This window comes from Streptomyces sp. NPDC060031 (genome assembly GCF_042736805.1).
GTDB lineage: Bacteria > Actinomycetota > Actinomycetes > Streptomycetales > Streptomycetaceae > Streptomyces.
Genome location: NZ_JBHWVM010000219.1, coordinates 1 through 1132 on the forward strand (window position 1 = coordinate 1; position 1132 = coordinate 1132).

1 pseudogene is annotated in these 1132 nt (G+C 66.5%); it reads left to right on the plus strand.

Going from position 1 to position 1132, the window contains the following annotated elements:
- Positions 1–91 precede the first annotated feature (91 nt).
- Positions 92–614, plus strand: a pseudogene (locus ACFWB8_RS37140) (transposase); the annotation flags it as partial.
- Between the last annotated feature and the right edge of the window lie 518 nt (positions 615–1132).

Below are 1132 nucleotides of genomic sequence, written 5' to 3' on the forward strand. Positions count from 1 at the left end.
GCGGACAACGCTTCCCACTCCAGATCCGACAGCTCATGACGACGCACCATGCAACACATGATCCCCCATCAGAACCCTTTGAAGACACTGCCTAGAGGACCCGTCCCTCGTGATCATCGACACCCAGTCCGTCCGCGCCGCGGCGGGTGTCCCCAAAACCACGACGGGGCTGGACGCGAACAAGAGGGTCGGGGCGCAAGCGGGGACTGGCCGTCGATGTTCTGAGGCTGATCATCGGCGCCGTGGTCCTGGCCGCCTGCGCCCACGACAACGCCGCCGGCACCGCCCTGCTCGACCAGGCCGCCGAGCGGTGCGGAATGCGCCTGGAGAACGTGCTGGTGGACCAGGGGTGCAAGGAAGAAGTCATCATCCACGGCGCCCTGCTGGACATCGACGTCGAGGTCGTCTGCCGCAGCCCGGCCGACCAGGGCAGAGGCTTCGTCCCGCAGCCGAAGCGGTGGGTGGTCGAGCAGACGAACGGCACGCTGATGCTGCACCGGCGCCTGACCGGCGAGTACGACCACCGGCCCGACACCTCTGCCTCGCGGGTCTACTGGGCCTCCACCGCGATTATGGCCCGCCGCCTCACCACTCCCACCCCCGCCTGGCGCGACACCTCGGGCTGGCCGCGTGAACGTCTCTGTGTTCCTGGCAGGTCTGCAGGCCCAGCAAGAGGAGGCCACCGCCCGGGCCGCGGACTACGCGACCCAATCGAGTACCTCACCGCTGCCCTGGCCGAGAGCGAAGCGCGACTCACAGACCTGGCCACCACCCGAAAGATCATCGCGGAGGTCGCACCGGCAGGAGCCGACCCCGATCCACCCGGGGCGAACACCACCTACCAGGACATCGTGAACATGTTCAACCAGCACCCCGACCAGGTGTTCCGAGCTCGCGAGCTGCACGAACTCCTCGGCATCCCCACCGATGAGGCATCCGTCAACATCACCCGCAGCCGACTCGGCCGCCTCGCACGCCAAGGCTTCCTCACCCAACCCGGACGAGGCTGCTACCAGAAACGGACTTAACGCCCACTGAGTGGGCATTCAGGGGTGGTTTGTGTCGATAGGCGAGCTATACGATTGCCGCTCTTGAGGTATCTGCCCCATACGTTCATCTCCACGCCCTCCGA